At 68.1% G+C, this 20826-nt stretch carries 18 protein-coding genes and 5 pseudogenes; 15 read left to right on the top strand and 8 right to left on the bottom strand.

Annotation, left to right across the window (positions count from 1 at the left end):
- The first annotated feature begins 28 nt into the window (after positions 1-28).
- From tal to AB0K00_RS46205, 7 genes are all read left to right on the top strand, one after another.
- Positions 29-1102, top strand: coding sequence for a transaldolase (tal, locus tag AB0K00_RS46175; RefSeq protein WP_363535621.1), 1074 nt, complete (start codon positions 29-31; stop codon positions 1100-1102).
- A 77-nt stretch (positions 1103-1179) separates the two neighbouring features.
- A complete protein-coding gene (locus tag AB0K00_RS46180; RefSeq protein ID WP_363535624.1) occupies positions 1180-1389 on the top strand; it encodes a hypothetical protein in 210 nt (69 codons plus the stop codon).
- A 9-nt stretch (positions 1390-1398) separates the two neighbouring features.
- Positions 1399-2808: a glucose-6-phosphate isomerase gene (gene pgi / locus AB0K00_RS46185; RefSeq protein WP_363535748.1), complete on the top strand. Its 1410-nt coding sequence runs from the start codon at positions 1399-1401 to the stop codon at positions 2806-2808.
- A gap of 86 nt (positions 2809-2894) precedes the next feature.
- Positions 2895-3293, top strand: coding sequence for an NAD(P)-binding domain-containing protein (locus AB0K00_RS46190; RefSeq protein ID WP_363535627.1), 399 nt, complete (start codon positions 2895-2897; stop codon positions 3291-3293).
- Positions 3293-3907, top strand: a complete 615-nt coding sequence (locus AB0K00_RS46195) for a hypothetical protein (protein WP_363535630.1) — start codon at positions 3293-3295, stop codon at positions 3905-3907. Before AB0K00_RS46190 ends, AB0K00_RS46195 begins: the two co-directional genes overlap by 1 nt.
- Positions 3908-4078: 171 nt before the next feature.
- On the top strand, positions 4079-4729 hold the full coding sequence (rpiA, locus tag AB0K00_RS46200; RefSeq protein WP_363535632.1) for a ribose 5-phosphate isomerase A: 651 nt from the start codon (positions 4079-4081) through the stop codon (positions 4727-4729).
- A gap of 39 nt (positions 4730-4768) precedes the next feature.
- On the top strand, positions 4769-5164 hold the full coding sequence (locus AB0K00_RS46205; RefSeq protein WP_363535635.1) for a DUF1622 domain-containing protein: 396 nt from the start codon (positions 4769-4771) through the stop codon (positions 5162-5164).
- Between the two features lie 45 nt (positions 5165-5209).
- On the opposite strand, the gene AB0K00_RS46210 is transcribed toward AB0K00_RS46205, so the two are convergent.
- Positions 5210-7030, bottom strand: a complete 1821-nt coding sequence (locus tag AB0K00_RS46210; protein ID WP_363535638.1) for a glycoside hydrolase family 15 protein — start codon at positions 7028-7030, stop codon at positions 5210-5212.
- 748 nt (positions 7031-7778) lie between these two features.
- On the opposite strand from AB0K00_RS46210, the gene AB0K00_RS46215 reads away from it, so the two are divergent.
- On the top strand, positions 7779-8666 hold the full coding sequence (locus tag AB0K00_RS46215) for a fructose bisphosphate aldolase (RefSeq protein WP_363535641.1): 888 nt from the start codon (positions 7779-7781) through the stop codon (positions 8664-8666).
- Positions 8667-8707: 41 nt separating this feature from the next.
- Positions 8708-8995: a hypothetical protein gene (locus AB0K00_RS46220; RefSeq protein WP_363535644.1), complete on the top strand. Its 288-nt coding sequence runs from the start codon at positions 8708-8710 to the stop codon at positions 8993-8995.
- Positions 8996-9111: 116 nt separating this feature from the next.
- On the opposite strand, the gene AB0K00_RS46225 is transcribed toward AB0K00_RS46220, so the two are convergent.
- From AB0K00_RS46225 to pgl, 5 genes and pseudogenes are all read right to left on the bottom strand, one after another.
- Entirely contained in the window at positions 9112-9921 is an 810-nt protein-coding gene (locus AB0K00_RS46225) for a Cof-type HAD-IIB family hydrolase (RefSeq protein WP_363535751.1), read from the bottom strand.
- Positions 9918-10394 (bottom strand): hypothetical protein, encoded by a 477-nt coding sequence (locus AB0K00_RS46230; protein ID WP_363535754.1) that lies wholly within the window; start codon positions 10392-10394, stop codon positions 9918-9920. The genes AB0K00_RS46225 and AB0K00_RS46230 overlap by 4 nt, the downstream gene beginning before the upstream one ends.
- A gap of 58 nt (positions 10395-10452) precedes the next feature.
- Positions 10453-10758: pseudogene (locus tag AB0K00_RS46235) on the bottom strand (glucose-6-phosphate dehydrogenase); the annotation flags it as partial.
- Between the two features lie 64 nt (positions 10759-10822).
- Positions 10823-11407, bottom strand: a pseudogene (locus tag AB0K00_RS46240) (hypothetical protein); the annotation flags it as partial.
- Between the two features lie 183 nt (positions 11408-11590).
- A complete protein-coding gene (gene pgl / locus AB0K00_RS46245) occupies positions 11591-12250 on the bottom strand; it encodes a 6-phosphogluconolactonase (protein WP_363535647.1) in 660 nt (219 codons plus the stop codon).
- A gap of 215 nt (positions 12251-12465) precedes the next feature.
- On the opposite strand from pgl, the pseudogene AB0K00_RS46250 reads away from it, so the two are divergent.
- Positions 12466-12828 (top strand): annotated as a pseudogene (locus AB0K00_RS46250) (HAD-IA family hydrolase); the annotation flags it as partial.
- Positions 12770-15125, top strand: a pseudogene (locus tag AB0K00_RS46255) (glycosyl hydrolase family 65 protein). The pseudogenes AB0K00_RS46250 and AB0K00_RS46255, both read left to right, overlap by 59 nt.
- Positions 15126-15208: 83 nt before the next feature.
- On the opposite strand, the gene AB0K00_RS46260 reads toward AB0K00_RS46255, so the two are convergent.
- Together AB0K00_RS46260 and AB0K00_RS46265 are read right to left on the bottom strand one after the other, a co-directional pair.
- Positions 15209-15763, bottom strand: a complete 555-nt coding sequence (locus AB0K00_RS46260) for a YetF domain-containing protein (RefSeq protein ID WP_363535650.1) — start codon at positions 15761-15763, stop codon at positions 15209-15211.
- 304 nt (positions 15764-16067) lie between these two features.
- Entirely contained in the window at positions 16068-17534 is a 1467-nt protein-coding gene (locus AB0K00_RS46265; protein ID WP_363535653.1) for an FAD-dependent oxidoreductase, read from the bottom strand.
- 987 nt (positions 17535-18521) lie between these two features.
- Here AB0K00_RS46265 and AB0K00_RS46270 point away from each other — a divergent pair.
- From AB0K00_RS46270 to AB0K00_RS46285, 4 genes and pseudogenes are all read left to right on the top strand, one after another.
- A complete protein-coding gene (locus tag AB0K00_RS46270; RefSeq protein WP_363535656.1) occupies positions 18522-19601 on the top strand; it encodes a hypothetical protein in 1080 nt (359 codons plus the stop codon).
- A complete protein-coding gene (locus tag AB0K00_RS46275) occupies positions 19598-20011 on the top strand; it encodes a hypothetical protein (protein ID WP_363535659.1) in 414 nt (137 codons plus the stop codon). The genes AB0K00_RS46270 and AB0K00_RS46275 overlap by 4 nt, the downstream gene beginning before the upstream one ends.
- A gap of 71 nt (positions 20012-20082) precedes the next feature.
- On the top strand, positions 20083-20307 hold the full coding sequence (locus tag AB0K00_RS46280) for a hypothetical protein (RefSeq protein ID WP_363535661.1): 225 nt from the start codon (positions 20083-20085) through the stop codon (positions 20305-20307).
- A gap of 362 nt (positions 20308-20669) precedes the next feature.
- A pseudogene (locus AB0K00_RS46285) lies at positions 20670-20795 on the top strand (RICIN domain-containing protein); the annotation flags it as partial.
- Positions 20796-20826: the final 31 nt, after the last annotated feature.

A 20826-nucleotide genomic window follows, 5' to 3' on the forward strand; every position in this document is an offset into this window, starting at 1 on the left:
CGGCCCGCAGACCAGACGAGGAGGCGAAGTGAAGGCGACTCAGACCCTGCACGAGCACGGACAGAGCCTGTGGCTCGACAACATCACCCGCGGCATGCTCGACTCCGGCAAGATCCAGCATTACATCGACAGGTATGCGGTCACCGGGCTCACCTCGAACCCGTCGATCTTCGACAAGGCCATCGAGTCCGGTAACTACGATGACGCGATCCGCGAGAAGAGCGGCGCCGGGCTCTCCGCCGAGGAGCTGTTCTTCGACCTGGCCATCGAGGACCTGCGGCGGGCCGCGGACGAGTTCCTGCCCGTACACGCACGCACCGACGGCGTGGACGGCTGGGTGTCGCTGGAGGTCTCGCCGCTCCTGGCCTACGACACGGCCGCGACCATCGCCGCCGCCAAAGCGTTGCACGCACGGGCCGCACGACCCAACCTGCTCATCAAGATCCCCGGCACGACGGAGGGCCTGCCCGCGATCACCGAATGCGTCGCGTCCGGCGTCCCCGTGAACGTCACCCTGCTGTTCTCGCCCGAACAGTACGAGGCTGCCGCGAACGCCTACCTGATCGGCGTCGAACGTCGGCTCGAGCAGCAACTCGATCCCGCGGTCGGGTCGGTCGCCTCGGTCTTCATGTCCCGGTGGGACGTCGCCGTCGCCACCCGCGTGCCCGAGGAACTCAAGGAACAGCTCGGCCTCGCGGTCGGGCTCGCCACCTACCGGGCGTACCGCCGGCTCTTGGACTCCGACCGGGTGCAGCGCGTGCAGAACTCCGGCGGGCGCGCCCAACGGCTGCTGTGGGCCAGCACCAAGACCAAGGACCCCGCGGCCTCCGACACGCTCTACGTGCACGGGCTCGCCGCCCCGTTCACGATCAACACCATGCCCGACGCGACGTTGCAGGCCTTCTACGACCACGGCGAGGTCGGGGAGCCGATGCCCGCCGACGGCGACGACTGCGACGCGATGCTGGCCCGCTTCCGCAACGCCGGCGTCGACGTGGCCGAGCTCGCCGCAAAGCTGCAAGCCGACGGAGCGAAGTCGTTCGTCGCGGCCTGGAACGACCTGATCGAACGGATCTCCGCACAACGCGCCGCGGTCACCTGATGCGTGGACAACCCGCCGAGGAAAACGAACTCCCGACCACGACGACCCGGTTATCACTCCGACTGGAGGACGGTTCGATGACGGCTATGCCGCTGCGGAAGTGCTCTTCGTGGCAGGCGCTGGAAAGCCACTACGCCGAGATCGGCGGACGGCACCTGCGGGACCTGTTCGCTGAGGACCCGCAACGCGGGGAGCGACTGTGCGCCGAGGCTGCCGGGCTGTACCTCGACTACTCGAAGAACCGCATCACCGACCGGACACTCCAGCTGCTGACCCGGCTCGCCTAGGAGTGCCAGCTGGAACAGCGCCGAGACATGATGTTCGCCGGCGAGCCCATCAACACCTCCGAACACCGGTCGGTGCTGCACGTGGCGCTACGGATGCCGAAGGAACGTTCCCTCGTCGTCGACGGCGTCGACGTGGTCGCCCAGGTCCATGAGGTTCTCGACCGGATGGCGAGCTTCGCACAGCGAATCCGTTCCGGCCAGTGGAATGGCCACACCGGCAAGCCGATCCGCAACATTATCAACGTCGGCATCGGCGGATCCGACCTCGGCCCGGTGATGGCGTACGAGGCGCTGCGCCACTACACCCGGCGTGACCTGACCTTCCGGTTCGTGTCCAACGTCGACTCCACCGACTTCGTCGAAGCCACCCGCGACCTGTCCGCGGACGAGACCCTGTTCATCATCTCGTCCAAGACCTTCGGCACCCTGGAGACGCTCACCAACGCGCACTCCGCGCGGGACTGGGTGATCAGTCAACTCGGCGACGAGTCCGCGATCGCCAAACACTTCGTCGCGGTATCCACCAACGCCGACCGGGTCGCGAAGTTCGGCATCGACACCGCGAACATGTTCGGGTTCTGGGACTGGGTCGGCGGTCGGTACTCGATGGACTCCGCCATCGGTCTGTCCACCATGCTGGCGATCGGCCCGGAGCAGTTCGCCGAGATGCTGGCCGGTTTCCACGAGATGGACGAGCACTTCCGCACCGCCCCGCTTCCGGCGAACCTTCCGGCCCTGATGGGTCTGCTCACCGTGTGGTATGTGAACTTCTTCGGCGCACAGAGCGTCGGTGTGATGCCGTACGAGCAGTACCTGAAACGGTTCCCGGCGTACCTGCAGCAGCTCACCATGGAGTCCAACGGCAAACACGTCACTCGCGACGGGGATCGCGTGGACTACGACACCGGCCCGGTGTACTGGGGGGAGCCCGGCACGAACGGTCAGCACAGCTTCTACCAGCTCATCCACCAGGGCACCCGACTCATCCCGGTCGACCTGATCGGATTCGGCAAGACGCTCAACCCGCTGGGCGAGCACCACGACATCCTGTCCTCCAACGTGTTCGCCCAGGCTCAGGCGTTGGCGTTCGGCAAGACCGAAGAACAGGTACGGGCCGAGGGCACCGCACCGGACGTGGTGCCCCACCGGGTGATGGAGGGCAACCGGCCCACCAACGTGCTCCTGGCCGAGAAACTCACTCCCCGGCTGCTCGGCGCGCTGGTCGCACTCTACGAACACAGCGTGTTCACGCAGGGGACAATTTGGGGGATCGACTCCTTCGACCAGTGGGGAGTCGAGCTCGGCAAGGCACTCGCCGTGCAGATCGTGCCCGAGCTGATCAGCGACATCGAACCCGAACTCAGCCACGACTCGTCCACCAACGCGCTGATTCGCCAGTACCGCAGTCTGAAAAGCTGAGCGTGCATGTTCGAACGGGGAACATGCGCTCAAGGACATGTAAGGCGTCGCTTGAGGGTGGAATCATCATGAGTACGCAGACACCCATGCAGGTCGGCATCGTCGGCCTGGGGCGGATGGGCGCGAACCTGGTCCGCCGGCTCATTCGCGACGGCCACCGTTGCGTAGGTTACGCCCTCAGTGCGAGAACCGTGCAGCAGATGGCCGGTGAGGGTATGGTCGGCGCGACCTCGCTTGCGGATCTGGTGGCCAAGCTCGACAGGCCGCGCGTGGTCTGGCTGATGCTGCCGGCTGCGGCGGTGCAGTCGACGCTCGACCAGCTGATCCCCCTGCTCGACCCCGACGACATGGTGATCGACGGCGGGAACTCGTACTACCGCGACGACATCGCCCGCGCCCGGCAGCTCGCCGAGCACCGGATCCACTATCTGGACTGCGGCACGTCGGGCGGGGTGTGTGGGGTCTGGAACGCGGTTACTGCCTGATGATCGGCGGCGAGGACGCGCCGGTCCGGCGGCTCGACCCGATCTTCAAGACCATCGCCCCGGGCCGCGGCAGCGCGGAGCTCACGCCGAGCCGGAACCGTGACGGGACCGCCGCCGACGGGTACCTGCACTGCGGTCCCAGCGGCGCCGGCCACTTCGTGAAGATGGTCCACAACGGCGTCGAGTACGGAATGATGGCCGCCATCGCCGAAGGGCTCTCGATCATCAGACACGCCAACGCGGGCAAGACCACCCGCATCGTCGACGCCGAGACCACGCCGCTGCGCGACCCGGAGGCCTACCAGTTCGACATCGACGTCGCCGAGGTCGCCGAGGTATGGCGGCGCGGTTCCGTCGTCGGATCGTGGCTGGTCGACCTCACTGCCGACGCGTTGGCCCGCTCACCCCAGCTGGACGACTTCACCGGGCGGGTCTCGGACTCCGGCGAGGGCCGCTGGACCGTCCAGGCCGCGATCGACGAGAGCGTGCCCGCCCCGGTGATCAGCACGGCCCTCATGGACCGGTTCGAGTCGCGCAGGCTCGGCGATTTCACCGACAAGGTGCTCTCCGCGATGCGCAGCGAGTTCGGTGGCCACGCGGAAAAGCACCGCTGACGCGAGTCCGACGTGCGGGAGTTGGGCACGGCGTCCGCGGCTCCGGGCAGGTGAGAACTATCCGCGGGTTTAGTGGGTAGTCCATCATCTCCGGACCCGGGCGCTCGCCAGTCTGCGACAGTAGCGGCCTCGCGAGCCTAGAGGTTGCCGTCTTTGGGAGACCATGTGGCTGTGAACGTCGAGCGAGAGAAGCGGGCCGTGGCTGAGGCGGCTGCGGAGTACTTGGTCGACGGTATGACGGTCGGTCTTGGTACCGGCTCGACCGTGGCGTACCTGTTGCCGGCACTTGCCCGTCGTCGGCTTGCGATCCGGTGCGTCGCGTCGTCACCCCGTACCGAACATGCTGCCCGGGAGTTGGGCCTGTCCGTCGAGCCCTTTGGCACAGTCAGCCAGCTCGATGTGACCATCGACGGCGCCGACCAGATCGCCCCTGATGGTTGGCTGATCAAGGGCGGAGGCGCGGCGCATACCCGGGAAAAGATCGTCGCCGCCGCCGGCCAGTTCGTGGTCATCGCGGACTCCACCAAGCCGGTCGGGGCGCTTCGCCCGCCGATACCCCTGGAGTTGCTCGCGTTCGGCCTGTCCGCCACGCTGTGCCGGCTGCATCCGGTGGCGCTGCGGGACGTCCCTAGGAGCCCGGACGGCGGCGTCATCGCCGGCTACCAGGGCGCGGTGGGCGATCCGGCCCGGCTTGCGGCTCGCCTTTCTGCGACCCCGGGGCTGGTGGACCATGGCTTGTTTCCGCCCGAACTGGTGGCGATTGTCCTGATCGGGCACGACGACGAGGTCGAGCGCCGCGTGCTGCGCAGCGCAGCCCGCTGAACGTGGCCGCGGGCCCGGGCCGCACCGCGGGAGGCCGCCGTGGACACCAGGCATTGCGTGCGACGTTCGGTGGTGCTGTTGCTGTGCTTGGAGATCCTGGTCGCCGCCGACCTGATCCGCACGGCGGCGGTCTCGCCGACGCTGCAGAGCGTGACCGTCCTCGGGCTGATCGTCTTGATCAGGACCTTCCTGAGCTTCTCCCTCCAGATCGAAATCGGTGGGGCGCCGCCGTGGCAGCGCGTCGTGACCAGCGGGGCCACGACGGTGGTTCAGGCGGCGCGGACACCCACGGGGCGGGCCCATCCGGAAGCCGGGGCCGGACGTGGAGGCTGGAGGCGGCGAGTCAGACCGAGACGGTTCGTCGCCGGGCGGATGAGCGACGTCATGCCGCTCGGCCGCGCGCCTGCTCGGGCGGCCGAAACGAGACCAACCTAGGCCGGTTACTTGGCCGCTTGGCCGTATGAACCGCAGCCCGGCTCGTCAGCCTAGGGCGCGGTCGAGGTTGAACGCGGCGCTGATGAGCGCGAAGTGGGTGAAGGCCTGCGGGAAGTTGCCCTGTTGTTCACCGGTGCGGGCGATCTGCTCCGCGTACAGGCCGAGGTGGTTGGCGTAGGTGAGCATCTTCTCGAAGGCCAGCCGGGCCTCCTCGAGTCGCCCGGCCCGGGTGAGCGCCTCGACGTACCAGAACGAGCAGATCGAGAAGGTGCCTTCCTCCCCGCGGAGGCCGTCCGGGCTGGCGGTGGGGTCGTAGCGGTACACCAGCGAGTCGGACACCAGCTCCGCGGTGAGTGCGTCGAGGGTGGCGAGCCATTTCGGGTCGGTGGGGGCGATGAACTTGGTCAGGGGCATCATCAGGACCGCGGCGTCGAGGACGTCGTTGTCCTCCTGCTGGACGAACGCCCGCCGGGTGGGCGACCAGCCGTGGCGCATGATGTGCCGGTAGATCGCGTCGCGGGTCCGCCGCCAGTGCGGGATGTTCGCCGGCAGGCCGCGGTGGTTGGCCATACGCATGGCGCGTTCGATCGCCACCCAGCACATGAGCCTCGAGTACAGGAAGTTCTTGCGCCCGCCGCGGGTTTCCCAGATGCCTTCGTCAGGCTGGTTCCAGTGGCCGCAGACCCAGTCCACCAAGCGGGAGATCGCGTCCCAGTGGTCGCTGGAGATGGGCTGTCCCCACTTGTCGTAGAGATAGACCGAGTCGATGAGCGCTCCGTAGATGTCGAGTTGCAGTTGGTCGGCGGCGGCGTTGCCGATGCGTACCGGGGAGGAGCCCTGGTATCCGTCCAGGTGGTTCAGCTCAAGTTCGGGCAGGTCGGTGCGGCCGTCAATGCCGTACATGATCTGCAGGGGCCCCGACTGACTGTCGTGCCGGGTGGTGCGATCGGCCAGGAAGTTCATGAAGGCTTCCGCCTCGCCGCTGAAGCCCAGTCGCAGCAAGGCGTAGGCGCAGAAGGCAGCGTCGCGGATCCACACATACCGGTAGTCCCAGTTTCGCTCACCGCCGATCCGCTCCGGCAAGCTGGTCGTCGGCGCGGCCACGATCGCGCCGGTCGGCGCGTAGGTGAGCAACTTGAGGGTCAGCGCGGAGCGGTGCACCGTCTCGCGCCACCGGCCGCGGTACCGGGAGGCGGACAGCCACCGTCGCCAGAACGCCACCGTGGCGGCGAACTCGTGGTCGGCCTCGGCGTGCGCACACCCACGGGGCGCGATGTCGTCGCCTACCCGGTCGAGCGCGAACACCGCAGACTCGCCCTCGAGGAGCTTGAACGACGCGGTCGCGTCCTGGGCGTGGTGTTCGACCGGCACCGTGGCGGTCAATGCGAGCGCGAGGTCCGCGGACTCGAAGAGTGTCTGGCCGGCATGCCACCGGACGATGTGCGGCTGTCTGGCGTAGTCAAAGCGGGGAGCCACCCGTGCCCGGAACGGGATCGAGCCGCGCACACACACTACACGCCGGATCAGCCGGTTGCGGCCGGACTCGCTGAGGTCGCCGGTGATCGGCATGAAGTCCTGTATCTCACCCACACCGTCCTCGGTGAAGAACCGGGTGATGAGCACGTTGGTGTCAGGGAAGTAGAACTGCTTCGTCTTCGCCGGCGCGTCGGCGGCCAACTCGAATGACCCACCTCGGTCGGCGTCGAGGATCGAGGCGAACACGCTCGGGGCGTCGAAGCACGGACAGCAGTACCAGTCGATGGTGCCGTCGGTGCCTACCAAGGCCACGGTACGCAGGTCGCCGATCAGTCCGTGCTCGGCGATGGGCAGATAGCCTCGTGTCGCGAGCTGTTGCCTGCCACCCATGCGTGTGCCCTTCCCCGCTTCAGTGCCCGGCAAACGAGCGCCGGGCCGAAGCTTCGGCCTCAGGTCGGGAGTCGGGCATCGATGTGCGTTCGGCCGCTCGGCCGCCCGGGTCGAACGGCCGGTGCCCGGCGGCCCGGTGACCGTGACCGTGCACACCACAACCGGCTCATCCGCGACTTCGGCGAGGCACTCGAGGCGGCGTGATGGCGGGCACAGCCCGGATCCGTGGCTTCGCATGGTCCACAATGGAGTGTTCGGTGGACGCCGACAGCGCGGCGGCAAGCACTTCGCCGACGGCCTACGGTGCAGCGCGGGTGCTCGTCGAGCAGGGCGGCGAAGCCGTCCGCGTCACGCTGGTCGAACACGTCGGGGGCCGCCATCACGCACTGCTTGGAGGCCACACTTCGGTACGTCCAGTTCCATACGCATGGTTGTCGTCCTTGCTGTGATGGTTGGCCCGGCGGGTGGGTTCACCAGGTGACGTTGATGCGGCCCACCCCGCCGGCGAGCCGGTGGTCGGAGGACTTCGATGTCGTTCACGTCGACGGCCATGCGCAGCCCGGGGAAACGCGCAGCAGTGCGGGGAAGACAGTCCCCACTGCTTCGTCGAATCCGACTGAAGTCGCGCAGCCGGTACGCGGCAGCCGGCGGCTAGCGCGGTGGGGTTGGCCGGTGCGGCGGTACGTGGTAGTGGTGAGCTCGTCGCCATTCGTCTACGGCAGGCCGGCGTTGGTGCCAGGATCGGGGCATGAACCAGGAGCAAGCGTCAAAGATCGGGTACGGCCGCGGTTTCCTCGCCGCGCTGGACCAGAGTGGTGGCAGCACTCCGAAGGCGCTGGCGCAGTACGGGGTGCCGGAGTCGGGCTACGCGACCGAGGACGAGATGTTCGACCGCATGCACGCTTTCCGGTCGCGGATCATCACCGCGCCGGCCTTCAACGGCGACCGGATCCTCGGCGCGATCCTGTTCGAGCAGACCATGGACCGCGACGTGGCCGGCACGGCCACCCCCGCGTACCTGTGGGACCGGAAACAGGTCGTCCCGTTCGTCAAGGTGGACGAGGGACTCGCCGACGAGACGGATGGCGTACGGCTGATGAAGCCGTTCACCAAGCTGGACGACGTGCTCGCGCGGGCCACCCGCCGCCGTGTGTTCGGCACCAAGATGCGCTCGTTCATCGCCCGGTCCAACTCGGCGGGTGTCGCCGCCGTGCTCGATCAACAGTTCGCCTACGCCGAGCGGATCCTCGACGCCGACCTCATGCCGATCATCGAGCCGGAGGTCGACATCCACAGCGAGGAGAAGCAGTCGGCCGAGGAACTGCTGCGGCAGGGCATCCTCGACCGTCTGTCGGGACTGCCGGACGGGCGACAGGTGATGCTCAAGCTGTCCATTCCGACGCAGGACGACTTCTACGCCGAGCTGATCGAGCACCCGAAGATCGTGCGGGTGGTCGCCCTGTCCGGCGGCTATTCCCAGCACGATGCCGACGCCCGGCTGGCTCGCAACCATGGCCTGATCGCCAGCTTCTCGCGAGCGCTGACGGAGGATCTTCGGCACCGGCAAACCGACGACGAGTTCAACCGGAGGCTCGACACCTCCATCGCCGCCATCGAACGCGCCTCGACCACATGAGGGACCGGGACCGACCAGCGTATCCGGCCACCCCACCGATCGTGCACGATCGGGCGCGCGCTCATCGCAACGCGAGCGCGCGGGCGATCAGTGCATCCATCCCACCGTCCGTAAGCCTGCCGGAGCCTGTACCGCTCGGAAATTCGGCTTGGCTACGCTGCCTGGGCACAGTCGTTGACGAGTCCATTGAGAATTTTCCGGCGACGGATCCGGAGCGTGAAGACAGGCTCGACGACGAAGCGACGTCCCGGCACGTCCGCGATCGCTACCTCGACTTCGCCCGGCATTACTACACCGCCAACGCGCAACCGGCGAGCGCCAACCGCTGAAACGTCGAGCCGATCATCTGACCGGCTTCGCCACAGCTCACCCCGGGATCGCGGTCTGTGGGCCGCCGACTCCAAGGCCCCTGCGGGGCTCGGGCGTGCTCCGGCGATCGTCCAGCTCAACGGCGGGGCAGCACGTACCGCTGGACCGCGTTGGCGAAGCCCTCGTCGTCGTTGCTGGTGGTGACCCGACGCGCGGCACGCTGTACTTCCATGCTGGCGTTGCCCATCACGATGCTCAGCTCCGAGCGGGCGAACATGAGCACGTCGTTGGGCATGTCGCCGATCGTGGCGATCTGTTCGGCCGGAACGCGATACCTGGACGCCAGGTACGCCACGACGGTGCCCTTGTTGGCATGAGGATGGGTGATGTCCAGGTAGTACGGCTGGGAGCGAGCGGCCGAGACGTGGTCTCCGAACTGCTGGTGCGCGGCCGAGGAGGCCGCTGCCACCGTGTCGTGGTCGTCGCTCACGCCGACGATTTTGGCGATGTCCTCGGTGAGGTCGTCGTAGTCGTTCACCACGGTCGGCCGGAACTGTACGGTCCACGCTTCGCGGTCCACGTGCGGCCCGTGCAGGTCGCGGACGAACCAGTCGGCGCCGCGGTACAGCCAGACGTCCAGCTTGAACGACTCCAGCAGCGCGATCGCCGGAGCGACCACCGGACGCGGGATGACGTGCTGCTCGATCACGGACATGTCGGGGTTGACGTAGAGGCCGCCGTTGAACGCGGCGATCGGGGTGCTCAGGCGCAGCGGCTGGATCAGCATGGACATGCCGCGTGGCGGCCGGCCACTGGTGATCGCGAACAGGATCCCGGCGGCGTGCAACGCGCGTACTGCTTCGATGGCACGGTGGGTGAGCACCTTGTCGCGGGTCACCAGGGTTCCGTCGACGTCAGCGAGCATCATGCGGATGGGTGGTGTCATGGGCTGTCCGGCAGGTACCAGTGGTGCGGCGAGATGAGCCGGTCGATGGAGTCCGGGCCCCAAGATCCCGGCGCGTACGGCTCTACGGGTGGTGGATTGTCCAGCAGCGGAGCGGACACGTCCCAGAGTCGCTCGATGCCGTCGGCGCGGGTGAACAGCGACTGGTCGCCGAGCATCGCGTCGAGAATGAGTCGTTCGTACCCCGCCAGGGCGTACTTGGTGCAGAACGAGTCGGCGTACCGGAACGTCATGGTCGCATCGCCGAGGCGCATGGCGGCGCCGGGCTCCTTGGCCAGAAAGCGGGCCGCGATCCAGCCCGGGTCGTCGAAGTCGATCGTCAGCTGGTTGCTGGGTGTCGCGTTCGGGGTGTCTCGATCCAATGGGAACATTCGCAGGGGCGGCTCTTTGAACCCGAGCGTCACCATCCGTCGCTTCTGCCCGAGTGCCTTGCCCGAGCGCAGATAGAACGGCACCCCCCGACCAACGCCAGTTGTCGACCTCGACGCACGCGGCGACGAACGTCTCGGTCTGCGAGTGAGGGTCGACGCCCGGCTCGTCGCGGTACCCGCGGTACTGGCCGCGCACAACCCGGGTGGCGTCCAGCGGCGGCATCGCCTCGAAGACCTTGGTCTTCTCGTCTCGCAACTGTTTGGCCGCCAGGGAGGTAGGCGGCTCCATCGCCACGAACCCCAGCACCTGGAACAGGTCCGTGACGATCATGTCGCGGAACGTGCCGGTCTGTTCGAAGAACCCGGCGCGGCCCTCGATCCCGAGCGTCTCCGGCACATCGATCTGCACATAGCTGATGTGGTCGCGGTTCCAGATCGGCTCGAACAACCCGTTGGCGAACCGCAGGGCGAGAATGTTGGCGACCGACTCCTTGCCGAGGAAAGTGGTCGATGCGGAACACCTGAGACTCGTCGAAGGTGGCGTGGACGGTGTCGTTGAGCGCGCGGGCCGACGCCAGATCCGTGCCGAACGGCTTTTCGACGATGATCCGGGCGTTTCTGGCGAGATCCGTGTCAGCGAGCATGCCGATCGTGGACGCGAAGGCGGGCGGCGGTACGGCCAGGTGGTACAGCCGGCTCGGGTGACCGCCGAGCGTCTTCTCGGCCGCGGCCACCGCGTCGAGCAGCGGTTGCGGTTGCGCCGGCGTCGCGGCGCCGTAGGACAGCGAGTCGGCGAACGCACGCCATTCCTCGCCGGTAGGCTCCACCTTCCCGAACTCGACCACAGCGCTCCTGGCGTGCTGACGGAACTCGTCGTCGGTCAGCGCGGATCTCGCCGAGCCGATGATCCGGTACCTGGCCGGCAGCAGGCCCGCCCTTGCCAGGCGGAACAGCCCTGGGAGCAACATGCGTCTGGCGAGATCCCCGGTCGCGCCGAACAGCACGATCACGTGGTCGTCGCGGGGCACGCTGGTCGCCTGCCGCGGTGTAGCGAATTCTGTGGTAGCGGAGCCGGGTGCTCCATGCCGTACGTTCATGAGTCTCGTCGCTCCGGCCGTCGCGGTGTTATCCGGCGTCCGCTACCCGGCTCGGCGGGTAGTACACCGAACACGCGCCCGAACTGGTGGCGGTTGTCCTGATCGGGCACGACGACGAGGCCGAGCGCCGCGTGCTGCACAGCGCAGCCCGCTGAACGTGGCCGCGGGCCCGAGCCGATCGGCTCAGACGGACGCCGCGCCGTCGGCAAGTATCAGCGAATGTGGCGCCTGGACCCGCCCCGCCGGTATCGACCGGTCACCGGCGAGGAGCTTGGCCAGCGGCGCCTTCTTGTCGGCGCCGGTGACCAGCCAGAGGATCTGGTCGGCGCGGGCGAGGGCCGAATAGGTGAGCGTCATACGCTGGCGGCCCTGGTACGTCCCGGTGATCGCGACGAGGTGATCGGTCACGTCCAGCACCGGATCGCCGGGTACCAGGGACGCGGTGTGCCCATCGGGGCCGAGGCCGAGATGAACCAGATCGAAGCGCTCCGGCAGCCGAGCACCATATCGCGCCGCGGCGCCGGTTGGGTCGGGGTCGCTGACCGGCATCTCGATCACCTCGGCCGACGCCTCGCCGAGGCTCTCCCGCAGGTGCCTGAGATTGCGGTCGGGGTCCCCGGCTGGCGCGATGCGCTCATCCACCTGGTACAGCACCACCCGTTCCCATGGCATGTCCTCCTCGGCGAGCCGGCCGAACATCGCCCACGGGGTATGCCCGCCGCTTACCGCGAAGGTGAACCGGCCGTGCCTGGTTACGGCCGCCCGCGCCCACTCGGCCACGTACCCCGCCGCGCTGCGGGCCACCGCCTCCGGGGTCGGCAGGATCTCGATCTCGTGGCGCATCGTCGTCAGCCCTGCCCTTCCATCGGCCTCTGCGTTGTCATCATGGTTTCCCCCAAGTTGCATCGGAGGGGTCCGGCACATGTTCCGGTTCCCCATTCGAATCCCGGTTCCCCATTCGAACCAGATCTACCGGTAGCCAGCGATCCACCGAGCCACGTGGGCATCCATTCAGCCTGGTTGCCGCCGGATCATCACAGGTAGCCTGAGATAGGTGCTCAGCCGGCATCGACGACCTCGTCGGAGTCGGGGTCGGAGTCGGGGTCGAGCGGGAGGGGCTGTGCGGCAAGCCGGCCCCCGACACGTTCCTATGCGCGGCCCGCGTGCTCGCTGTCGAGCCGGAAGCGGCGGCCGTATTCGAGGACGCGCTGGCCGGCGTCGCCGCCGGCCGGGCCGGCGGGGTCGGGTACATCGTGCGCGTGGACCGGGCCGGCCAGGCCGACGAGCTACGTGCGCACGACGCCGACACCGTGATGCAGGATCTCGCCGAACTGTTGGACCGACCAGGATCGGAGACGAGCGATGATTACTCATCCGGCGTTTCCACCCGAGCCGTGGAACATCCGCGAAACCAATCTTGACCTGGAGGTGCTGGCGCAGTCGGAGTCGGTGTTCGCGCTGTCCAACGGCCATGTCGGGCTGCGTGGCAACCTCGATGAGGGCGAGCCGCACGGGCTTCCGGGACCTATCTGAACTCGGTGTTCGAGTTCCGGCCGTTGCCGTACGCCGAGGCCGGCTACGGCTATCCCGAAACGGGCCAGACCGTCATCGACGTCACCAACGGCAAGCCGATCCGGCTGCTCGTCGAGGACGAACCATTCGACGTACGGTACGGCGAGCTGCGCTCGCACGAGCGGGTACTGTCGCTGCGCGACGGGGTGCTGCGGCGAACCGCCGACTGGGTCTCTCCGGCGGGCCACCGCATACAGATCTCCTCGGCCCGGCTGGTGTCGTTCACCCAGCGAGCGACCGCCGCGATCGCACACGAGGTACGGCCGGTCGACGCGCCGCTGCACATCGTGCCGCAGTCCGAGCTCGTGGCCAACGAACAGTTGCCGGCGATGTCGGCCGACCCGCGGGCGGCGGCCGCCCTCAAGGCGCCGCTGCGATCCGAGCAGCACAGCTCGCACGACGCGCACGCACGACTGGTGCACAGCACCCGGGTCAGCGGGCGCCGGGTCGGCGCGGCGATGGACCACGTGGTGGAGTGCCCGGCGGACGTGAGGACGGGCATCGAGTGCTGGCCGGACACCGCCCGGTTGACGCTCACCGCCCGGCTGGCGCAAGCGCAGCCGCTGCGGGTGGTGAAGTTCCTGTCGTACGGCTGGTCCAGTCTGCGGTCGGTCCCGGCGATCTCGGCCCAAGTGGAGGCGGCGCTGACGCTGGCGCGGGAGAGCGGCTGGGAGGGCCTGCTGAGTGAACAGCGGCAATACCTCGACGACTACTGGGCCCGCGCCGACGTCGACCTCGACGGTGACCCGGAGGTACAGCAGGCCGTCCGGTTCGCCCTGTTCCAGGTCCTGCAGGCCAGCGCCCGGGCCGAGCGCCGGCCGATCCCCGCCAAGGGGCTGACCGGGCCCGGGTATGACGGCCACGCGTTCTGGGACACCGAGTCGTACGTGCTGCCGACGCTGACCTACACCACCCCGCATGCCGCCGCCGACGCGCTGCGATGGCGGCACCTGACGATGCCCGCCGCTCGGCACCAATCTCGGCAGCTCACCCTCGAGGGAGCGACCTTCGCGTGGCGCACGATCAACGGCGACGAAAGCTCCGGCTAATGGCCGGCCGGAACCGCCGCGCTGCACATCAACGCCGACATCGCCGACGCGGCGATCCGCCTGGTGCAGGCGACCGGCGACGAGGCGTTCGAGCGGGAGGCCGGATTGCCGCTGCTCGTGGAGACCGCCCGGCTGTGGGCCTCGCTCGGCTGCCACCACCCGGACGGCGCTTTCCGGATCGACGGGGTCACCGGCCCCGACGAGTACAGCGCCCTCGCCAACAACAACGTCTACACGAACCTGATGGCGCAGCGGAACCTGCGTGGCGCGGCCGAGGCCGCGAAGCGCCACCCGGACGAGGCGGTCGGTCTGCGAGTGACCGACGACGAGATCGCCGCATGGGCCCGGGCCGCCGACGCGATGTTCGTGCCCTACGACGACAAGCTCGGCGTACATCCACAGGCAGAGCAGTTCACCGACCTCGCGGTGTGGGACTTCGCCAGTACCCGCCCCGACCAGTACCCGCTGCTGCTGCACTTCCCATACTGCAGCTGTATCGCCAACAGGTCGTCAAGCAGGCCGACCTGGTGATGGCGCTGTACAAGCGCGGCGACGCGTTCACCGCCGAGGCGAAGGCCCGCGACTTCGCGTACTACGAGCCGCTGACCGTCCGCGGCTCGTCGCTGTCGGCCAGCATCCAGGCGGTGATCGCCGCCGAGGTCGGCCATCTCGACCTCGCCTACGACTACCTCGGCGAAGCCGCCCGGATGGACCTTGACGACCTCGAACACAACACGCGTGACGGGCTGCACATCGCATCGCTGGCCGGCGCCTGGATCGCGCTCGTGGCCGGCTTCGGCGGCATGCGCGACAGCGGCGGGTCGCTGACGTTCGCCCCGCGCCTGCCCGTGCCACTTGCCCGGCTCACCTTCAGTGTGCTGTGGCACGGGCAGCGGCTGTGCGTGAACGTCACCCGCACCGAAGCGACGTACTCGCTGGAGGGCGGCGACCCAGTCGAGCTGGCACACCACGGTGAGACCTTCCGGTTGACGGCCGGCCAGCCGGTCACACGGCCCATCCCACCGGCCGAACCCGGTCCACGACCGAGCCAAGCGCCCGGTCGTGAACCCGTCCGACGCCGGCCCGGCTGCGCGTAGAGGGGCGCAACCGGGATCGTCATGTTGCCGTCGGCGGCGAGCGCATCGCTCGTTGAAGCCGGCGCGCCGGTGCCCCATGCGATTCATGACAGGTCACGCAGGAGTTCGGTGTCGGTGGTGGCGCTGTGCCGCACAATCGACACCTGGCCTCGTTGTTCGAACACCACGAACCGTATCGAGGCGAGCTCGTCGACGCCCTGCTCTCGCAACAGGCCGTACAGGTCCCGGCGGGTCAGGCCGCTGCGGCGAAGCTCGTCGTCGATTACCTCGCCGTCGGCGACCAGCAGTCGCGGCGGGTGGTCGATCAGCTTGGCGAACAGCGGCCGGTAGCGCAGCCTGGCGGTGAGCCGGTGGGCGAGCAAGATCGTGATCAGGGTTGCCGCGCCGGCCAGGTAACCCGCGTCATGTGCGTTGGGCACCCGACCGACGACGGCTCCGGCGGCGACGGCCGCGACGAAGTCGAACGCCGACATCTCGGCCAAGGTCCGACGTTCTCCAATGCGGAAACAGGCCACGGCGGTGGCATAGAGCAGCAAGGCCTTCACCGCGACCCACCACACGTCGTGGGCAGATCCGAACACTATCGACACGTGCGCCGCTACCCGATCCGAGCCCGGGACAAACGCCGCACGGGCCACGGTAAATAGCTCGTCTGCTAACCGGCCAGGGCATCGTCAGCCCGCGGGGCTTGCTTGGGCGAGGAGGTCAAGGTGGGGGAGATTACCGCGCGGGCGGCGACCCGCCATTGCCGGTGCAAGGCGTCGACGAGCTGGTGTGCTGCTCGCCGGACACGTTGGCGTACACGTGCGCAGGGCGCATGCTGGCGTTGACCTCGTCGTGGTCTGGTTCCTGGTGTGGTAACCGAATCTAAACCCGACGAGGCCAACTCATTGCGACCCCTACCAATCCGGGCGAGTTAGGGACACAACTTCGGTCAGGCGCTCAGTGGGCCACAGCGACCTTCTGCGGTCCGGAGTGCTGCAGTGCGATCCGCTGGAAGACCTCGGCCTGTGTCGGGTAGCAGTGAACCGTGTCGGCCAGCGCCTCCAATGGCAGCCCGTTCGTGATGGCCAGCGTAAGCTCGCTGATCATCTCACCGGCGTGCGCCGCCACAAGCATCGCTCCTGCGATCTCGCCGCTGCCGCTGCGCGTGTAGATCACCCCGAATCCGTCCTCCTCGCCGTCGATGAACGCCCGCTCCACCTTGGCCAGGTCGAGCCGGTAAGCGTCGATGGCGACACCTTCGGTGCGGGCCCGGCGCGGTGTCAGGCCCACCTCGGCCACCTCGGGGTCCGTGTAGGTGCAGTGCGGAATGACGAGCTCCCGTGCGCGGTGATGCGCTCCGTCCAGCGCGTTCGAGACACAGAGCCGCGCTGTGGCAATGGCCGCATGCGTGAACTTCTGCGGGAAGGTTGCATCGCCGGCGGCGTAGATGTCGGGGTTGCTGGTGCGCAGGTATTCGTCAACCTCCACGCCGTCTCTGACGACGTGTACCCCTGCCGTGTTCAGGTCGAGGTGTTCCACGTTCGCCTTGCGACCGGTGCCGAGCAGCAGCGCGTCATAGGGCAGCTCGCGTGTCCCGTCGGGGCCCAGCACCAGCAAACGGCCGGCGCCCGCCCGTACTGCCGTGAACCCCAGATGGAGCCTGATCCCCTCCTGCTCGAACCGGCGACGGATCAGCTCAGCGACCTCGGGCTCATCATGAGGCAGCAGGGTGCTGGGGCGGCCGACCAGGTCCACCTCGCTGCCGAGACGGCGGAAGGCCTGGGCCAGCTCGCATCCCAGCGGACCGGTGCCGATGACGACCAGCCTGGCTGGCAGCTCGGTCAGTGAGAAGACGGTCTCGTTGGTCAGGTACTCGCCGGTCCGCAGCCCCTCGACAGGGGGCACCACGGGGTCCGAGCCGGTGGCGATCACAGCCTTGCGGAATCGCAGCGTCCGGCCGTCGACCTCCACGGCATTCGGTGCGGTGAAGCGCGTGTGCCCGAGGTAGACCTCCACCCCCGCTTGCTCGGCCACCTCGACCGCATCGCCTGAGCTGCTCATGGAACGGATCCTGCGGACCCGATCCATGACCGCGCCGAAATCAGTTCGGGGTGGTGCGTCGAGCCGAAATCCGAACTCGGCGCCGCGGCTCGCATCGTGTACCGCGCGTGCGCAGCGAATCAGCGCCTTGCTCGGCGTGCAGCCGAAGTTGACACAGGTGCCCCCGGTCAGCCGCTGCTCCGTCATCGCGACGCGGTACCCGCCCGCAGCAGCAGTCATGGCGGCGGTGAGACCGCCCGGTCCGCCGCCGAGCACCACCAGGTCGTAGTCACCACCATCGCGGTTGACCCAGTCAGGTGGGTGGCCCTGGCGGATCGTCCGCTGGTTGTGAACGTCGTCGGGGTACAGCTCGATAGTCGTCATGTCGCATCCTCCGTTCGCCGAGAGCTGCCGTGGCGCACACATGTCAGGCGGGCTGTCGCACCGCCGCCCCAACACGGTTGTCGGTCAGGTACCGCCAGCGTCCAGTGGGGAGTGAATGGCACTCGGACATCGCGGTCTCCTGTTTGTGTCGGTTGAACTGCGATGCGTCCCACGCTATAACGCGGGTGATGACCTAGCTGACGGAGAATCAGCAGGTCATCTTCCATTTCACGCCGGTCGGGTCGAGCTGGATCAACCAGTTCGAAAACATGGTTCGGCACCATCACCCGCCAGGCCATCCGCCGCAGCACCTTGGCGCGATCAAGGTCCTCATCAGCCAGGTCCACGTGTACATCGAACGCTGGAACACCAATTCCGAGCCGTTCACCTGGACCGCCACCGCGACAAGATCCTCGCCAATGTTCAACTCGTCCAGACCAACAGCAAGAAACTCGTGGACAACAACGCCAAGTAGACCCACCAGAATCACACGACACTAAAGGTTGTTCCCGTAATTGCTCCTTTGGAGGCGTTGAGCTCTGAACCAGAGCAGCACCCACCGAACTATCCTCTGGATAAACTACTATGATCACGGTCGATGACGGCATGGGCAGATGCGCTGTCGTAGCGTTCGATTTCGACCAAACCTCGGCGAGCGGGTCGATGTTCTCGTCCCGAATGCCGCAAGAGCACAGGTTCGCCCAGCGGCGCGACGCTAGCGTCGCACACACAGTAATTCGCAAGATGGCGTGCGCGCCATCGGCTTCTGTGGATACGTGATAATGGCAAGGAGTGTGGCCTGTGGCTACATAGCGTCACGCTGATCGCGAGGTCTGATCGTGCGGGTGGGGGCGAGCCGGACCGCCACGGACCCCGGTGCGAGCTGCGATAGGCCCGGCTTCAGCATGGTCCAGCCACACACGGCTGAGCCATCCTGGACCCACCGCACGAGCGGAGTCGGCGAGCCCGCCATGTACAACAGAGGCCATGGACGCGAAACGGGCACAGGGCATCGGATTCTCCGCCGCGATCGGCGCTGCAGCCGGCGCGGCCCTCACCGCCCACCGCGGCCCACGCCGCGCCGTCAAGGGCGCACTGCTCGGCGCCGGCGTCCTGGCGGCCGTCGACGCCGCCGCCAGAGCAGTGCAGCAGCCGAACCAGATCCCCGCCGTCTGGTCCAGGATTGCCGCCAGCGGGGCCATCGCCGCGCCGGCCGGCTGGGCCGCCGGCAAGGCAGGCGCGAGCCCCCTCACTGTCGGCATCGCCAGCGGAACGATCGCGGGGGCACTGGGCGTACGCCCGCATAAAGTCGCGCTCGGCCCAGTTGTCGGGCTCACCGTCGGAGCGGCGATGCGCGGACGGCCGCCCGCGCAGGTCGCCGCGGCAACCGTCGTCGCGTTCCGCACCCTGTCACAACTGCTGTTCCGGCAGCCACAGGTCACCCTCGTCGCGGACAAGGCACCGGCCGAACGGCTGCCGTTCGTCGTGCCCCTCGAAGCGCGGACCCGGTACGTCGGCACCGGCTACGTCCGCGCGCTCGCCGAAGCAACCGGCGGCACCTACCAAGAATCCGCACCCGACGTCGGCATCCTCGCCGACCTCGACGTCCTCGCCGGACCGGAGTTCGACCCGGCCCGCGTCGACCCGCTCGTGCGGGAGTTCTACGAACACACCACCCGGTTCACCCTCGACATCGTCCCCCACTGGCGAACCTGGCTACGCCCCACAACAACCGCGGCTACGTCAGCGTCGGGTTCCCACTCCCCCAAGCAAACTTCACCGCCACCCTCACACCACAACACCGCAACGACGGCGGGCTGCGCCTCACCAGCCGCGGCACAAACGACCAGACCGGCCACTACCTCAGCTACATCGACGCCGACACCCGCAACCTGTCCACCCTCGCCGTCCACGGCTTCACCGAAACCCTCGACGTCTACCTCGAAGACGGCGAACTGCGCGCCGACCACGCCTTCACCCTGTTCGGCCTACCGTTCATCACCCTCGAGTACCACATCACCCGCAAGGCCGCGTAGCCACAGAGGCGCACCCGCGCTGATGACTTGACCCAACCACCCACTACCTGCCATCGTCGGTGGGGTACTTCGTGGCACTCCACAAACACCGGCGAGCCCATCTACGTCGGCATCTACACCACGTACCGCCACGAAGGCCGCGGCTACGTCAGCGTCGGGTTCCCACTCCCCCAGGCGAACTTCACCGCCACCCTCGCACCGCAGCAGCGCGACGGCGGCGGGTTGCGCCTCACCAGCCGCGGGTCGGACGGGCACACCGGCCACTACCTGAGCTTCATCGACGCGGGCAGCCGGGACCTGTCCACCCTCGGCGTGCCCGGTTTCGCCGAGACCCTCGACGTGTACCTCCAGGACGGCGAGCTGCGCGCCGACCACGCGTTCGCACTGTTCGGGTTGCCGTTCCTGACCCTCGAATACCGCATCACCCGCAAACCCGCGTAGCGACGAAGCGAACGGCTTCTACCAGCTGTTCTCCGGCCCCGTCGACACAACACAGCCCCTCACTGCCGACGATGACGACCACGGTGACGGTGACCAACACCGGCTCCGCCGCGGCGACTGTCGAACTGTACGAGCCCACGGACTTGCCGTGGCTGTCGGCGACCCCGGCGGCGTTCACCCTCGGAGCCGGCAGGAGCCGGACGGTGACGGTCACGCTGACCGCTTCCGCCGGCGGCCAGCCGGGCGTGTACAACGCCCGACTGGCCGTGCGGACCGGCACGCCCCACCCCCGTTGACGGTCTCGAAGGTTGCCGAGTGGACGCGCACCGTCATCTTGCCGGCGCCTGAGCATCGCATCCGCAGCCTGACCAGCCGCCCGCCCGGGATGGAGACCCGGGCGGGGAGGAGACCGGCGGTGGCCGAGTCCCAGGTGCCGATCAGTTGCTCGTTGCTCGGAGCACTCGCGTCCGATGACGCCACCGGAGCCTGGTTGGGTGGTCCCACCGGGCCGGTGCAGGCGACCGACCCGGCGAGCACGGCTAGGGCCGCCGTCACCACCGACATGGGAGATCTGGTCACGGCAGGTTGAGATGCGCGTTCAGGGAGTTCTGCGTGGCGGCCGCGGCGTTGCCCGGATCCCCGCGGTGCGGGGCCGAACCACTCCCTGCGCAACCCTGTGTCAGGGCTGTGCCTGGCCGTGCCGAGCACCAGCACCGTGAACGGAACACAACTGCAGATCTACGACTGCTACGGCAACCAGGCCCAGGAGTGGTTCCTGCCCTGACCCGACCATCGCGACGGGGATCCGCGGCCCG

This window comes from Dactylosporangium sp. NPDC049525, assembly GCF_040676755.1.
In the GTDB taxonomy this organism is placed as follows: Bacteria; Actinomycetota; Actinomycetes; order Mycobacteriales; family Micromonosporaceae; genus Dactylosporangium.